The sequence below is a fragment of the Pseudoxanthomonas sp. CF385 genome, assembly GCF_900104255.1.
In the GTDB taxonomy this organism is placed as follows: domain Bacteria; phylum Pseudomonadota; class Gammaproteobacteria; order Xanthomonadales; family Xanthomonadaceae; genus Pseudoxanthomonas_A.
Genome location: NZ_FNKZ01000002.1, coordinates 730,518 through 743,341, shown reverse-complemented (window position 1 = coordinate 743,341; position 12,824 = coordinate 730,518). Strand labels below are relative to the sequence as shown.

The following is a 12,824-nucleotide window of genomic DNA, read 5'->3' as shown; positions in this document are numbered from 1 at the left end:
CAGGCCGGTAACGCATTTTTACCATACGCGTCTCATGGGTTGATACACCCCCCTCCACCCCCTCCCTGTGAGGCGAGTATCAGCTGACCGAGATCGAGCACTTGAGGCTGACCCGATGCCGCCGTCGATGGGCAGTACCAAGTGCGCGTTCACCAAGGCCAGCCCAGGAGACACATGCAGTCCGCGTGCTGTTTTGGGTGGGGCAGCAACTGGGACGGCCATGTGGAACGAACAGGGGCGGGTTTCAACTCACCGCGGATAGATCTTCACCGCCGCGTCTGCCAGCAACGCGCCACGCTGGGCGATGGTGGTTTCGTCCCACGAGTCCAAGGCAATCAGCTTCGTGTTCAGGCTAAGGTTCGTGTGTTCGATGAAAAGCTTCTGCTTGATTGGGAAAGCCTTGTTCTGGGCTTCGCGGTTCACACTCAAGTTCAAGAGTGTGAGGTTGCCCAGTGAAGGCACCGTTCTCATGCGGGTGCGGATCGCGGCCTGATGGTCGCTCAAGGTGCCGCCCGTGAGCTCCAGCAAGTAGGCGGCATCCGCTTCGATCTTCGTGCCCTTGTCGCCCTTCGGCAGGGGCCAATACTCAAACCACGACTGAGGCATGAGATGGTCGATGTCCAGATTCGAGAGGTCGGGTGCCTGCGGTTCCTCGCTCTTCTTCTGGCTGCGCAGATAGCCTTCCAGTTCGGTTAGCAGCCAACGGCAACGCGGCGCGTCCAAGCGTCCGGGATACAACGGTGCGTGGACCAGGGCCTGTGTGAACTCGGCGTCATCTGGCCAACGGGTGGCGTCGGCCTGGGACACGCCCAGCAGCGCCTTGAAGGCGTCATGCGTCAGCGCCCCCTTCGACCACTGGCGCAGTAGCGACATAAAAGTGTTGTTGTAATTCTTCGTGGTCAGGCCGCAGACCTGACGGCGCACGATGTAGGAAACTAGGCTATTGAAGATCGCAGCTTGGTCGCTCGGTGCGAGGTTGGCCGTTGAAACTTTTAAGGCTAGGGCATGAGTCGTCGTGGCGTCATAGGCAGCGAGGCGGCGACCAAATCCGGCAATGGGTCGGTCGCCCTTCTTAGTCAGCAGGTCCAGGTAGTGGCTGGCATAGGTATCCAGCACTTCCAATTGCCGTGTGGCCGTGAGCGTTTTCGTATAATCCTTGAAATCGACATACAGCCGGGCAAGATCGCCTTCCTGTCCGGTTTCCGCTCGAATCAAGTTGTAGACCAGCCATTCCAGGCGTGGCTTGGTCATGCGCCCGCGAGTTTCGCCTTGTTTCCACTGTGGCGATTCAAACTGCTTCCACTTCGTTTCGTAGAGCTGGGCCGGGTCTTCGGTGGCCGGATCCATGCTCATGAACAAGTGATTGCGGATAAGATCGGTCGCGTGGAGTTCGGCGCCGCGTCCGTTCAATGTCTCGAAAATCACCTGGGCATCATCGCCCCGTTCTAGCGAAATGAGCACCACCTTGAGGTCTTGAAGCACGGCCATCACCAGGGCTTCCGCACTGGCCGCACCGTTGGCCTGTATCCATTCCTTCGCCCAGTCAGCGAAGGCCCAGACGGCTTCCAGGGAGCCAGGGTGGAGGCTGCCTATCTTGCGGATGTTTCCGGCTTGGGTGAAGTGATCGGGATAGCGCTGCTTCAACTGCGTCAATGAATCAGAGGTCATCGACGCAGTAAAATGTGCCTGATCGCTGAAGGTCGGCCACACCTTGAACACTTCAACATCGGGGTTTGCCATCGTATCGGGATGGGGATTGTCCAAGACCGACGATAGGAACGAGTCCACTTCCTTGATCCCAAGTTCCCGCACTGCTAAGCGAAAGCCGGTCAGCACATACTGAAGCGTTGTTAGCCGTTGTTGGCCGTCGATGATGTGCGCAGTATCGACGCCGCGCAGCGCAATGCGTTCCTGGGGTTCAACAACAATGGCGCCGAGGAAGTGAGGTGCAGGCTTGACCCCAGTGAGCCGTTCGTTGGCCTTGTCCTTGATATCCGCCCAGAGCAGTTCCCATTGCCCTTTGAGCGTCCATACATATGCGCGTTGGTAGAACGGCACCTTGTACTGTCGGCGTTCCTGGAACACCTGTTGGATCGTCCAGGTTTCCGACTTCATGCCCTTCCCTCTGCTGAGTAAGCCCAGGGAGATTATGCCGGAGGATCGCCGTCCAGGGCCGTCGCCAGGAAGTTCCGAGCCGTTTGCTTGTGGTTTGGGTCGTCCAGTTTTCGGTGCCGGCCAAACAGTCCGGTACCGTGCCAAAAAAAAGCAAGCGGCCATGAGTTGCGGCCGTTGCGTGGGTGTCCGGCGTAGCCCCGAGGGTGGACATGGACTACTTGCAGGTGCGGATGGCAAGCTCGCGCGCACCGCCGGACATGGAAGATTCTACCGGCCTCAGAACGGCTGCGGGGACGCGAACGGCGATGAAGCAAGGGTCGAACCGTCACCCGTCTCGCCGCCACGCAGACGGGCATCTTCAATCTCGTTCTGGGCCACGTCGAGGTCAGCAATGATTGCCGCAGCGATTCGCATGATTGCGTCGAGGACATGTCCGGCATGTTCCGCTGCGTCTTCAATGTCGTCGTTGAGCCCGTTCCGCGCCAGCTTGGCCATGGTGAGGATCTGCATGAGCGCAGCATCCTGCGATGCACACAATTCTTTCACGGTGACGTAGAGGCTGGACAGGGCGACGGCTGGGGTCGGGCGAAGGTTCATCATGGTGGCTCCCGGTTGCGTGATTGCGTGGGGAGCATGATGGAGCGCTGCGGGCTGCGATACGACGCCCTACGGGTATTGTTTCAGGTATCAATAGCGGTATTTCCATGGCTTGCAGATCGGGCGTCTACAGCATTTGGATATGCGCCTCCAGTGTCTTCGCCAGTTCAGTGATCCGCCTCTTCTGGGGCTGCGCCATGTAGACCGCGCTGGCAGCGATCTCGACCTTCAAGGCGGCTACCGCCGTACGGAGATTCTGTCGCGCCTGAGCGCGCATCTTCGGCTCCTCGGGTTTCACGTAGGGTGCACGGATTGCGTCGCGCAGCATGCCGGTGGTTGTCGTTTCAGACGTCATTGGTCCATCCATTAGGGTTTGAGGGTTCTGCGGGTCATGGCTCACGGCTTCTTGCGGCGGTTTCGGGACTTCGGCGCGGGTCGGCGAATCCGCATCGGCGCCGGATCTGCCAGCGACGCGCCAATGACCTCATCGCCGGACAGTGCACAGAGAGCTGCCATGCGGCGCCTTTCGGAGGCGCGAAAGCGGGGCGGGGCGTGTGCGGTCTTCCCCGTCACTGCTCTCCCTCCTGCAGCAGTCCACGGGTCGCCAGAATCGTGCGCTGGCGCTCGCGTGCAATTCGCATGATTTCGTCGAAGCGGGCCGCCGTCTCGGCGATCACTTCCGGCGGCGTCGCGTCTTCGACGATGACCTTCTCCCGCCATTGCTGGGGCTGTCGGTTCTTCAGCCAGAAAATTTGCGCGGTAACGTTGGCGGGGAGTTCCTTCACGGTCTTCCGGTGGATGACTTTGCCGTCGGCGTCGGTTTCCTGCTTCACTTCCGTGACGGTGCCGCCCCCGAGCGCCGACCGATACAGGGTGTTGGCGACCGTGGCGTCGGCATCGTCCTTGCCCGCCTTTACGGCCTGACAAAACTGGGCGTGCTCAGCCTTCCAGCGATAAATGGTGCGGACTTCGACCTCGAAGAAATCGGCCATCTTCTCGTCAGTGAAGCCCAGCAGGGCCAGCTTGCGAGCCTGCTCGGCGAATTCGGGGCGGTACTTGGTCGGGCGCCCGTTCTTCGCCTCCGGCGGTGCCTTGGCGGCTTTGCGCCGCGCCTTCTTCGCGGTCACGGCGCTCCCTCCTCCATGGCGGCGAGCCGCTGCGCGAAATCGAGAGCACCACCGCTCAGTGCGCGCTTGATCGCGGACTGGCAGGCGTCGATTCGGCCGGTCATGTCCGTGACGTGCTCGCCGTCGTGGTAGGCGACCCGGATGAGCCGCAGGAGGCCGGCGTCGTCAATCGCGTCGAAGGCGGCGCCCAGATCTGAGCGGAAAGTGGCCATGTCCTCTTTCATGGCCATCAGCGAGGCGACGTAAACCTGCATCCCCGTCTGCGCAATCACATTCTCGGTTTCCACGTTTTCCTGCTCCTATTCCGGTTGTTCATTGCTGTGGCAGACGTTAGCCGCCGTTGATTCGCTTCCAGTCTCCCCTGTCCAGCGCGGTCAGCGTGCAAAGGGTCATGGGCACGAGCATTTCGACGTAGCGGCCGTCGCTGCTCACGGGGGATGCGATGGGCTGGCCAATGAACTCGATCACCAGCGGCGCGTAGGTCTTGCCCTTGTAGGTCATCGCGATCTTGCTGGGAGCCTTGGAGGGCGCGAGCACGTCGGTGGGCGAAGTGGAGCCCCCAGCGGCGTAGTCGGCCGCTCGGGAAAGGAGCGGGCCCATGTCGCTCAATTGCTCCGGCAATGCCCACGACATGAGCTGATTCACTGGCGCCTCGACTTCCTTGGCGGGGTCTTTCCATGCCCGGAATAGGGCGACGACCGTGATCTTGACGGGCGGCATTCCGGAGAACACCTGCATGGAGTTCAAGCGCGTGATGCCGGTGCGGCCTTCCAGCCCCCGTGCGCCGGCTTTTAGCCCCGCGGCGACCTTGTCTTTGACGGGATTCAGTACGCGCGCCGTGCCGGTCGCATCCGTCACGGTTTCGGCGAGACTATCGAGCGAGTTGAGCACGGGTTGGATGGCCCCGGACTGCAGCATCGCCATGAGCGCGGGCATGGAGGATTCGGGGCCGGACTGCTCGAACGGGCTCTGCCAGTTGAGCGTCGCGTCGATTTCGGCCTCAGTGAGCGGAGCACATACCGTCACGCCCTTGCCGGCATCGACCCAAGAGCCATCCTGCTGCGCCACCTCGTAGAACTTGGCGATCAAGTGCGTCGAGAGGCCATGCCACTCGGAACTCAGGGTGCGCGACACGATGCTGATCTCCAAGCCACCGCTCATGCCGTCGCCCCCTCCTGTGCCGGGCGAGTGTCCTTGCTGCGGTCCTTGCGGAGGGTGGCAAAGGTCAAGATGATCTCCGCTGCGCGCACGCGGTCAGGCACGGAAGTGGCGTGGCTGGCAGCCACCTCGGCCAGCACGCGCACACTGTCACGGGCGTGGCGCGCAGCCTCGGCGCGGACACCGGAGGCGCTGGGCGGGCGGCCAGTGGTGGCGCGGCAGGGCGCGCCCATTACGGGGAAACCTCGAAGCCTTCCGGCAAGTGCTTCGAATCGCGGCTGCGGAGGAACGCTTCGAGGGCGTCTTGCTCTTTGACCAGTGTGGCGTGCTCGGCGTTCAGGGCGCTCGCATCGAACGGCGCGGCAGCGCGGTCCAGTTCTTCGCCGTCGAGGCCCGCTGCGCGCAGGCGATCCCGCTTGCCGTTCTCGTGGTACTCACCCGACCGAATTCGCGCCTTGATGTTCGCCAGCTCGCCGGCGATCTGCAGCGTGCGATGCGTCGCCGCAGCCACGGTGCCGGCGAGGCGCTGTTGCTCAGCGCGGTGCGCATTGCCCGAAGCGGTGCCGGCGGCTGCCAGCGCGCTGACGGCTTCGCCGATGCCGGCCTTGACCTTGGAGAGGGCGGAGGCCGGCGGGTCATCGGGGTTGAGGCTCAGGGCGAGCGAAACGACGCCGGCCGGGTTCAGCTCGCCCAGAGCGCGCTGGATGGTCTTGCGGACCTCATTCGCTTCGGCGAGCACGCCCGAGCGGGAGAGTTCCATCATGGTCGGGCCGTCGATCGTCGGCAACGTGTTCTGGATCTTCATTCGTATGACTCCTATATGGTGGAGTCATGTTCTCGCCGCTCTAAGCGGGCTTTCGGGCCCTTTTTCCGTACTTTAGGTCGATCCCCAACGGTAGGGGCGTAGGGCCAAGCGCTCCATTTCATCGAACGTCCGGCGGTCGAGAGCTTCCGTGCTCACGAACGTCGTGTCGCCGCCGCTCACGTATTCGGACTCTGCAGGGAGCGTTTGCGTCGAGTGGCTGGTATCGGGGTCGGGGCTGGTCAGGGCGCTGGTCATACGACCTCCTGCGAAGAGAGGCGCAGCTTCCTCAGATCAACTTCGGCAACGGTTGCTGCCGCTTCCAGCCGGCCGAGACGGTGCATCACGGTCGCCGAGCCGAGGGTCTCAGCGAAGCCGGGATTGCGGCTGCAATAGAGACTGATGGCGGCCGACAATTCCTTGACCGCGCAGAGCATTGCACCGGCGCCACCACTGACCGCGACGACTTCCCGGTGCAGGCGATCCAGCGCCAGCAGGTCTCGTTCGCGCATTTTCTGCCATGCGTCGAGTAGGAACGCCTGCGTACCGCGCGGCACACCGGTCTCCCAGTCGTCCGTGATACCGAACAAGTAGTCCACGCTGACCTCATACAACTTGCTGGCGCTATGGATCAGCCACAGCGGAACGCTATTCGTGTCGGTTGCCGCCTCCACCTTCGACAACTTGGAGGGGTTGGCGTAGCCCAACCGGCGCGCCGCCTCGCTCTGAGTCAGGTTGCACAGCTCGCGAGCCTCACGCATCCGCTGACCGATGGTGCGGATCAAGGCGTCTTGATCGTGCTTGGTGGCAATGAATGCAGCACTGGTAGCGGCGGGCATGGAGGAGTTCAGGATCTCGAACACGCCCATGGGTTCATCGGTGTCGGCTGCATCACAGGTGCCGGTGCGGCTGAGGGTTCGAAAGTCATTCATTGGTTTTGCTTCCTTGGTGAGAATCGCGGTGCAGAGCGGCACCGTAGTGGAGTGGGGGCTCGTGCTTGTGACTAGAATTCCGGCTCAGGCGTGAGGTCAGCGAATTTCATCGTCTCGGGCAAGAAGGCGAAGTGCTCAAAACCAATCGGGCCGTTGCGGTTCTTCTCGATCAGAACCTCGACAGTGCCCTTGTTCCGGGTGTCAGCGTTGTAGACCTCGTCCCGGTAGAGCATCAGGATCTGGTCCGCCTCGCGGGTCAGCTCGTCGGAGTTGGCGAGGTCGCCAGCATTCGGGCGCTTGTCCTCGCGGGTATCGACACCCTTCACGACCTGAGCGAGTGCGATCACCGGGATGTTGAGGTCACGAGCGAGGTTCTTCAGGCCGCGCGCCACGGTCGCAACTTCCGTGATGCGGTCAGTGCCGGGCACCGTGATGCGCTGCGCATAGTCCACGAACAAGGCGCGAATCCCGTGGGTGTGTTTCCACTTGCGCGCGACGCTGATCAGCTCATCCAGCGTCACGGCGCTGCGGTCATAGATCCAAACCGGGGCATCCTTGGACTTGGTCATCCCCGACACCAGCTTGCCCCAGTCCTCCTCTTCGAACTGGCCAGAGCGGATGCGGGCGGCGGCCACGCCCGAGGACAGGGAGACGCGACGGATGCCGATCTGGATCGCAGGTTGCTCGGCGCTGATCAGGCCCACGGGAACTCCAGACTGCGCCGCCGCTTCCGCCAAGCCCAGCAGAAATGCGGTTTTGCCCATCGCCGGACGGCCACCAATGATGGTCAGGTCGGAGTCGTGGAAGCCGCCGAGGATCGCGTCCAGCTTGTTGAGGCCGGTCGTGATGCCGGGGAGTTTGCCGCCGTTCTCGTATGCGGCGCGGGCCTGATCGAACGCCATGCGCATCGCCTGCTGGCCGGTGAACTCGTGTTCCGTCACCGTCGCGTTGAGCCGCAGCAGCGCGCCAATGGCTTCGTTCACGCCATCCCCACCTTCGCGGCTACTGGCAATCAGGCTTGCCCCGATCCGGGCTGCCTCACGGAGCCGCCAGTTGTTGTGGACGATGCGGATGTACGTATCAACCGTCCGGGCGGTTACGCAAGCCTCGACGAGGGCGAACACTTCGTCCGCATCATTCGGCAGGCTCTCGGCGATGGTGATCGTGTCGGCCAGCTCCCCGCAGAGGATGCGCTCGCGGAGCGCGCCCCACACTCGTTTGCGAGTCATGGACGTGAAGTGATCGGCCGTCAGCCAGCGGGCCGCGTCGTGATAGTTGTCGTTGCAGAGCAAGATGCCGCCGAGTACGGCTTCTTCCGCATGGATGGGAGTCTGCATTACGAGCCCAGCCGCTTGCGCCCGCCGCCGGGCTGGCTCGCCTTGGAGACCTCAGCGGCCGTGCCCTGTTTCATGCTGCCGCTCATGACCCAGTCTGCCTTGAAGCCGCGCCACGAGCTCGTAGCGGCAATCTCGACAGCCTGAGCGGGAGTGATCCCTGCCTTCGCTGCTTCTGCCTTCACGCCGTCCCACGCGGTCTGAGTGAGCGGCGCGCGGTTGTCTTTGCGCACCTTCAGCCAGTCCTTGGCGTGCTGCGGATCGATGCCCTCGGCAATCAATTCGCAGACGCCGAGGGCAGCGGGCTGCTTGGTGATCTGTGCGAGCTCCTCACTGCCTTCGTTGCTCAGATTCTCAAAGCTGGATTCGGGCGCGCCAGCGCCATCATTCTTCTGCTTCTGCTTCTGCTTCTGTTTCTGGTTAGCGAAGGGTTCCGGAACGGTTTCCGAAGGGTTGCGGGTGCTCTGAGGAACGGTCTGGAAACGGCTCAAGACCATTTCGAACTCCTGCTTCCAGCTGCAAGACTCGGGCACCATCGCCGCGACCTTGGCGACGGCTTTGCCCTGATTCGGATTCTCGGGCGGGTTCCAGTCGAGATGCTTGTGGATGAATACCCACTTCGAAACTTCGCAACGGGTAGCGAAGCCGCTTTCGATCAGCTCGCGGAAAACCTCGTGGAGCCGCTCAAACGTCCACTGCAGGTCTTCGCACGCATAGCCATCCGGCAAACGGAACGCGCCCGCAGTGGTGTTGTGTTTGCAGGTCAACAGGTACAGCGCGAGGTAGCGACCATCACCCGTCAGCGCGCGCGCCGACGGGCTTTCCCAGAACGAAGTGTGAACCTTCCCATAGTCGCGCATTAGCGGAACTTCGCGCCGAAGCGCGCCTCCAACAGATTCACGAATTGGTTGCGATGATCGAGGGTGAACCAGTTCTTCTCGGGCAGGATCACCTCCAGCAGCATGTCCACGTCTTTGGTGTCGGCCGGCCAGCAGCTCCAGACCTCGCGACCACGGTGCATGAACACGAAGTGGTGACCATCAACCCACACCAGCGCCGAGTCGGTAACGGATTCCGGGGCGCTCACGGAACCACCTTCGCCGTCGAAGCGGCGATGAAGGCTTCCAGATCGGAGAAGCGGTAGCGGATGGAGCGCGTGGAGACGCGCACCCACTCCGGACCTTGCTTGGTCGCCCGCCAGTTGCGCAGCGTCTTGGCGTTGAATTTCAGGTAGCTCGCCGCCTCCTTTTCATCGAGGAGGTCGTTCGGATGAAACGTCATACAAAATGTCCTTTGCCATTCGGCGACCACTGCCGCCCTTGCTGGACACTTTGCTAACCGTGAGAGGGGATGTATCCCTACTTATTTGGGAATTTCAGGCAGGCTTACAATTTCCCTTCTCCGTACGCCTCCTCGCACGAGTAAGTAGCTGCTCAACCCTCGAGTCACCAATGCCGTTCATTCCCGCCAGCGCGTAAATCTCGGTGGCGAACCTCACCGGTGCGGACAGGGGTACATCGCGCGATGGAGCATCGTGCTTTCTTCTGGGTAGTGGGTACTTCCTCATGAAATCGTTGCAGGCTTCCGCCAGATCTTCCATGTGCGGCTTGGACTTGTTGCCCGCACTACCGGTTTCCTGTTCAGCGACCGCGATTGCTTCCGCTACTGCTTCACGCAGGCCGTCAATGCCCATTGGCAGGTAGAGTTGCCGCCCGGTTGTCGGTAACTCGATGGACCGCCTATGGATCAGCCTAGCGTCCACCTCGTCGGCATCAGTGAGCGTCGAGCTCGGCACTTCGACGATGGGAATCCCGTTACGGCGGTAGTCCAGCTCGGTCTGTGCTGTTTGGATTCGGCCGAACGTCGCCATATCGCAAGTCGGTAACACGGCGATCAGATCGTCATCAGGCAGGCGGAACATCGCTCTGAGCGCCGCGAGGCTGTCCTTCCTCGACTCATGCCCGGCCGTGATCCTCGACTCCTCTGACGCTGCGATACCGATGGCGAACATCAGGCGCGTAATGTCCTCCGGCCGCACGGAGGTGAGGGTGCTACCAAGATGAGTTTCCAGCAATCGAGTGAAATCTGACCGGTCGAACACCGTTTCATGGCCGCGTGACGGGTGGTGCTTTCGCAGGCGGTCAGTCGTCCTCCCCATTGCTTTCCTTACGCGCTCCGGCGCGATTCAATCGCCACAACATTCGAGCCGGTACGCAGGCTGTCCAGATAGTCCGCCCACGCCTGCATCATCACCTTGCGCTCCGGCAGGTGGGAGGTGCGATTGTACGCACGACCCAACGGGTCTTTCACTGCATGCGCGAGCTGGTGCTCGACGACGTCGGGACGGAAGCCCAGCACTTCGTCCAGCAACGTGCGGGCTGTGGCACGCCAGCCGTGATTGGTCACGAGGTCGGCGGGCAGTTCCATGCGACGCATAGCGGAGAGAGTGGCGACCTGAGACATGTGGCGGTCACCCCCACGGGCGCTGGGGAACACGTATGCACCACGTCCCGTGAGTTTGTGCAGCTCGGTGAGAATCTCAATGGCCTGCGTTGCCAGCGGAACGATGTGCGGCGTTTTGGTCTTGCTCGCAGAGAAGCGCCACTCGGCCGCATCGAGGTCAATGTCGGCCCAGCGAGCCGAGCGCAGTTCACCATGGCGAACAAACAGCAGGGGAGTCAGTTGCAGGGCGGCCGAGACAATCGGCCCACCCGCATAGCTCCACAGTGCGCGCAGCAGGTCGGGCAGGTCTTTCGGGTCGGTGGCCGCGGCGAAGTTGGTCGGCGTCGGCATCGTCAATGCACCCACGAGGTCGGCGGACGGGTCGCGGGTGGCACGCCCGGTGGCGATGGCGTAGCGGAAGATGCGCCCAGACATGGCCCGCAGCCGACGAGCGGTTTCCAGTTTGCCGGCGGCCTCGGGCTTGCGCAAAGCGGACAGCAGCATGGGTGCCGTCACGTCGGCAATCGGCACGTTGCCGATGATGGGTTTCAGGTGGTTGTCGTAGCGGCTGCGTTCTCGCTTGGACGGGTCTTCGTCCGTCTCCCGTGCCCGCTTGTCAAAGTACTCGTCGGCAATGGCGCCGAAAGTGCTAGCCGCCTTCTGGGCCGTCACCAGCTTCTCGGTCTTCTTTCGCATGCCGGGGTCGATTCCGCGGCTCAGCAGCCGCCGGGCATCCTCGCGGGCCTCACGGGCGTCCTGCAGCGAGACGGTCGGGAACGAGCCGAAGCTCAGCATGTTCTCTTTCCGCGTGCCGGGACGGAGATAGCGCAAGCGCCAGACCTTTCCGCCGGACGGCTGTACTTGCAGAAACAGACCGCCGAAGTCAGGCAGGCGGTATGGCTTGGGCTGGGCTTTGGCGGCCTTGATCGTAGACAGGGTGAGCATGGGGCTTTCCTTAGTATTGGGTACGTTTTCGGGTACGCCGACACGATGGACCAGCTCAAAGCCCCTAGAACAAGGGATTTTCCGGATCAGTTAAGTGGCCGGCTCCGCCGCCAGCTTCAACGCGAAGCGCGTTGAAGCTCCCAAAGTTCGCAGTGCGAACTTTGGGCCCCAGGCCTTCGCTGCCACACCCCCGCTCGCGCGGTGCGCTCGCCGCCCCCTGACTCAGGGGGCTATTAGGAGCGGCTGTTCTGTTTCTCATGTGGGAGCGACGTGAGTCGCGAATGCGCTACGCCTCGATGCCAATCCGCAACGTCGTCTCGCCTTCGAATACGCCTTCCGGTCCGAAGCGGCGCTCGCTGATCCAACCGTGGCCATGGTGGTCGATGGCGATCAGCGTGCTGGCGCGGGTGCCATAGCGGGTGTCGCGGATGAAGGCGGGAGAGAGCCGGCGTTCGAGGTCGAGGCCTACGCCGGTATCCGGAAGGCGCTCGTCCGGTGCGGGCGTTTCGTCGGCCAACGCCGCCCACAGTGGCGCCACATCCTCGTCGCCGGCGGCGATCCAGGTCGCCAGCCGCGCCTTCAGTGCAACCGTCTTCGGCCAAGGTTCGTCTAGGTCTCCATTGGACAGCCCGTGCACGCCCGGTGCCAACGGAATGCGGCGGGGTGTGGGGTAGTTGCTGAGGTACTCGCAGGTCGTCGCATCGGCCAGCACCAGGTTGAACGGTGCGAAGGACTCCGCCGCCACCAGCAGACCGGCGGTGCGATGGTCCGCGCCATCCGGCGAGGCCAGGAATCCCGTGGCGAGCTGGCCGCGCGACGGTGCGCCCGGAACGACGATGGCCGGGTCCCGCACGTTCGTCACGACGGCCACGCGCCCCTGCCGGTCGGTGCCGGCCCACGTTCCCCCGGACTGCAGGTCGCGGCCGGCGAGGATCCCGGCCGGCGCCTCCCAGGCGGCCAGGGCGGCCGTGGGACGGGCGTGGAACTCGTCGCGATTGCCGGCCAGCACGAGCCGCCAGCGGGGGTGGACATTCCAGGCGAGCGCAACCAGGCACATCCCGCGATTCTGGACCCCCGGTTTGCGCACTTCCACTCCGCTCGCATGCACGCGGACGGGCCGGATGTGAAGCGACGGTCACCTCACTGAATCGTGGCTCAATCTCAAAATTTGAGACGAAACAGCGACTTGTGGATAAGGCTTGAACAAGTCTCTGAAGTTCGCCGCAAACCATTGATCCGCCAAGCGATTTCCCCTTCGGGTTCCTGTTGACAACCCTGTGCGCGGTGCTAAGGTGGGCAACAGAGGGAAAACCCGGGTTTTAGTGGTTTTTCGTGGTTCAATGACCGTCCAGCGGCAGATCGAAGGGCAGGG

General features: G+C 62.7%; 16 protein-coding genes. All 16 read right to left on the bottom strand.

Features of this window, described 5'->3' with window-relative positions; genetic code table 11:
• Positions 1 to 249 precede the first annotated feature (249 nt).
• Positions 250 to 2,115, bottom strand: a complete 1,866-nt coding sequence (locus BLT45_RS13725) for a DUF262 domain-containing protein (RefSeq protein WP_093301045.1) — start codon at positions 2,113 to 2,115, stop codon at positions 250 to 252.
• A gap of 276 nt (positions 2,116 to 2,391) precedes the next feature.
• Positions 2,392 to 2,715, bottom strand: a complete 324-nt coding sequence (locus BLT45_RS13720) for a hypothetical protein (RefSeq protein WP_093301042.1) — start codon at positions 2,713 to 2,715, stop codon at positions 2,392 to 2,394.
• Positions 2,716 to 2,839: 124 nt separating this feature from the next.
• Positions 2,840 to 3,067 (bottom strand): hypothetical protein, encoded by a 228-nt coding sequence (locus BLT45_RS13715; protein ID WP_093301040.1) that lies wholly within the window; start codon positions 3,065 to 3,067, stop codon positions 2,840 to 2,842.
• Between the two features lie 214 nt (positions 3,068 to 3,281).
• The gene (locus BLT45_RS13710; protein WP_093301038.1) at positions 3,282 to 3,839 is read right to left on the bottom strand and encodes a hypothetical protein; all 558 of its coding nucleotides are present in this window, start codon (positions 3,837 to 3,839) and stop codon (positions 3,282 to 3,284) included.
• The gene (locus tag BLT45_RS13705) at positions 3,836 to 4,126 is read right to left on the bottom strand and encodes a hypothetical protein (RefSeq protein ID WP_139188022.1); all 291 of its coding nucleotides are present in this window, start codon (positions 4,124 to 4,126) and stop codon (positions 3,836 to 3,838) included. The genes BLT45_RS13710 and BLT45_RS13705 overlap by 4 nt, the downstream gene beginning before the upstream one ends.
• A 43-nt stretch (positions 4,127 to 4,169) precedes the next feature.
• Positions 4,170 to 4,988, bottom strand: coding sequence for a hypothetical protein (locus BLT45_RS13700; RefSeq protein ID WP_217629566.1), 819 nt, complete (start codon positions 4,986 to 4,988; stop codon positions 4,170 to 4,172).
• A gap of 241 nt (positions 4,989 to 5,229) precedes the next feature.
• A complete protein-coding gene (locus BLT45_RS13690) occupies positions 5,230 to 5,802 on the bottom strand; it encodes a hypothetical protein (protein WP_093301027.1) in 573 nt (190 codons plus the stop codon).
• A gap of 72 nt (positions 5,803 to 5,874) precedes the next feature.
• Positions 5,875 to 6,057 (bottom strand): hypothetical protein, encoded by a 183-nt coding sequence (locus BLT45_RS13685; RefSeq protein ID WP_093301024.1) that lies wholly within the window; start codon positions 6,055 to 6,057, stop codon positions 5,875 to 5,877.
• Positions 6,054 to 6,731, bottom strand: a complete 678-nt coding sequence (locus tag BLT45_RS13680) for a helix-turn-helix domain-containing protein (RefSeq protein ID WP_093301022.1) — start codon at positions 6,729 to 6,731, stop codon at positions 6,054 to 6,056. Before BLT45_RS13680 ends, BLT45_RS13685 begins: the two co-directional genes overlap by 4 nt.
• 71 nt (positions 6,732 to 6,802) lie before the next feature.
• Positions 6,803 to 8,068, bottom strand: coding sequence for a replicative DNA helicase (locus BLT45_RS13675; RefSeq protein ID WP_093301020.1), 1,266 nt, complete (start codon positions 8,066 to 8,068; stop codon positions 6,803 to 6,805).
• Positions 8,068 to 8,925 (bottom strand): hypothetical protein, encoded by an 858-nt coding sequence (locus BLT45_RS13670; RefSeq protein WP_093301018.1) that lies wholly within the window; start codon positions 8,923 to 8,925, stop codon positions 8,068 to 8,070. The genes BLT45_RS13675 and BLT45_RS13670 overlap by 1 nt, the downstream gene beginning before the upstream one ends.
• Complete coding sequence (locus BLT45_RS13665) at positions 8,925 to 9,152, bottom strand: hypothetical protein (protein WP_093301016.1); 228 nt, start codon at positions 9,150 to 9,152, stop codon at positions 8,925 to 8,927. Before BLT45_RS13665 ends, BLT45_RS13670 begins: the two co-directional genes overlap by 1 nt.
• A complete protein-coding gene (locus tag BLT45_RS13660; protein WP_093301014.1) occupies positions 9,149 to 9,346 on the bottom strand; it encodes a helix-turn-helix domain-containing protein in 198 nt (65 codons plus the stop codon). The genes BLT45_RS13665 and BLT45_RS13660 overlap by 4 nt, the downstream gene beginning before the upstream one ends.
• A 94-nt stretch (positions 9,347 to 9,440) precedes the next feature.
• Positions 9,441 to 10,076 (bottom strand): hypothetical protein, encoded by a 636-nt coding sequence (locus BLT45_RS13655; protein WP_139188021.1) that lies wholly within the window; start codon positions 10,074 to 10,076, stop codon positions 9,441 to 9,443.
• A 155-nt stretch (positions 10,077 to 10,231) separates the two neighbouring features.
• The gene (locus BLT45_RS13650; RefSeq protein WP_093301010.1) at positions 10,232 to 11,452 is read right to left on the bottom strand and encodes a tyrosine-type recombinase/integrase; all 1,221 of its coding nucleotides are present in this window, start codon (positions 11,450 to 11,452) and stop codon (positions 10,232 to 10,234) included.
• Between the two features lie 286 nt (positions 11,453 to 11,738).
• The gene (locus tag BLT45_RS13645; protein ID WP_093301008.1) at positions 11,739 to 12,509 is read right to left on the bottom strand and encodes an NRDE family protein; all 771 of its coding nucleotides are present in this window, start codon (positions 12,507 to 12,509) and stop codon (positions 11,739 to 11,741) included.
• Between the last annotated feature and the right edge of the window lie 315 nt (positions 12,510 to 12,824).

Coding starts and splice junctions, on each gene's coding strand:
- BLT45_RS13725 (WP_093301045.1), bottom strand. CDS start 2,115: ATGAAGTCGGAAACCTGGACGATCCAACAGGTGTTCCAGGAACGCCGA.
- BLT45_RS13720 (WP_093301042.1), bottom strand. CDS start 2,715: ATGATGAACCTTCGCCCGACCCCAGCCGTCGCCCTGTCCAGCCTCTAC.
- BLT45_RS13715 (WP_093301040.1), bottom strand. CDS start 3,067: ATGACGTCTGAAACGACAACCACCGGCATGCTGCGCGACGCAATCCGT.
- BLT45_RS13690 (WP_093301027.1), bottom strand. CDS start 5,802: ATGAAGATCCAGAACACGTTGCCGACGATCGACGGCCCGACCATGATG.
- BLT45_RS13685 (WP_093301024.1), bottom strand. CDS start 6,057: ATGACCAGCGCCCTGACCAGCCCCGACCCCGATACCAGCCACTCGACG.
- BLT45_RS13680 (WP_093301022.1), bottom strand. CDS start 6,731: ATGAATGACTTTCGAACCCTCAGCCGCACCGGCACCTGTGATGCAGCC.
- BLT45_RS13675 (WP_093301020.1), bottom strand. CDS start 8,068: ATGCAGACTCCCATCCATGCGGAAGAAGCCGTACTCGGCGGCATCTTG.
- BLT45_RS13670 (WP_093301018.1), bottom strand. CDS start 8,925: ATGCGCGACTATGGGAAGGTTCACACTTCGTTCTGGGAAAGCCCGTCG.
- BLT45_RS13660 (WP_093301014.1), bottom strand. CDS start 9,346: ATGACGTTTCATCCGAACGACCTCCTCGATGAAAAGGAGGCGGCGAGC.
- BLT45_RS13655 (WP_139188021.1), bottom strand. CDS start 10,076: ATGTTCGCCATCGGTATCGCAGCGTCAGAGGAGTCGAGGATCACGGCC.
- BLT45_RS13650 (WP_093301010.1), bottom strand. CDS start 11,452: ATGCTCACCCTGTCTACGATCAAGGCCGCCAAAGCCCAGCCCAAGCCA.
- BLT45_RS13645 (WP_093301008.1), bottom strand. CDS start 12,509: ATGTGCCTGGTTGCGCTCGCCTGGAATGTCCACCCCCGCTGGCGGCTC.